The organism is Lactobacillus rodentium, from assembly GCF_003423665.1.
GTDB classification, from domain to species: domain Bacteria; phylum Bacillota; class Bacilli; order Lactobacillales; family Lactobacillaceae; genus Lactobacillus; species Lactobacillus rodentium.
In genome coordinates this window covers 1-873 of the sequence record NZ_BFBY01000025.1, presented here as the reverse complement: position 1 = coordinate 873, position 873 = coordinate 1, and the positions used below count along the sequence as shown (strand labels likewise).

Annotated in this window: 1 rRNA gene; it reads right to left on the bottom strand. The window is 50.4% G+C overall.

The features are described 5' to 3' along the window. Positions 1-865: ribosomal RNA gene (locus tag LrDSM24759_RS07580) — 16S ribosomal RNA — on the bottom strand; the annotation flags it as partial. Positions 866-873 lie beyond the last annotated feature (8 nt).

Here is an 873-nt window from a genome sequence, read left to right as displayed (position 1 = left end):
CCAACACTTAGCACTCATCGTTTACGGCATGGACTACCAGGGTATCTAATCCTGTTCGCTACCCATGCTTTCGAGCCTCAGCGTCAGTTGCAGACCAGAGAGCCGCCTTCGCCACTGGTGTTCTTCCATATATCTACGCATTCCACCGCTACACATGGAGTTCCACTCTCCTCTTCTGCACTCAAGTTTAACAGTTTCTGATGCAATTCTTCGGTTGAGCCGAAGGCTTTCACATCAGACTTATTAAACCGCCTGCGCTCGCTTTACGCCCAATAAATCCGGACAACGCTTGCCACCTACGTATTACCGCGGCTGCTGGCACGTAGTTAGCCGTGACTTTCTGGTTGATTACCGTCAAATAAAGGCCAGTTACTACCTCTATCATTCTTCACCAACAACAGAGCTTTACGAGCCGAAACCCTTCTTCACTCACGCGGCGTTGCTCCATCAGACTTGCGTCCATTGTGGAAGATTCCCTACTGCTGCCTCCCGTAGGAGTTTGGGCCGTGTCTCAGTCCCAATGTGGCCGATCAGTCTCTCAACTCGGCTATGCATCATTGCCTTGGTAAGCCGTTACCTTACCAACTAGCTAATGCACCGCAGGTCCATCCAAGAGTGATAGAAAACCCATCTTTCAAACTCTAGACATGCGTCTAAAGTTGTTATCCGGTATTAGCATCTGTTTCCAGGTGTTATCCCAGTCTCTTGGGCAGGTTACCCACGTGTTACTCACCCGTCCGCCGCTCGCTTGTATCTGGTTTCATTTGGTGCAAGCACCAAAATCATCCAGGCACGCTCGCTCGACTTGCATGTATTAGGCACGCCGCCAGCGTTCGTCCTGAGCCAGGATCAAACTCTCATTTCCCATAAGAA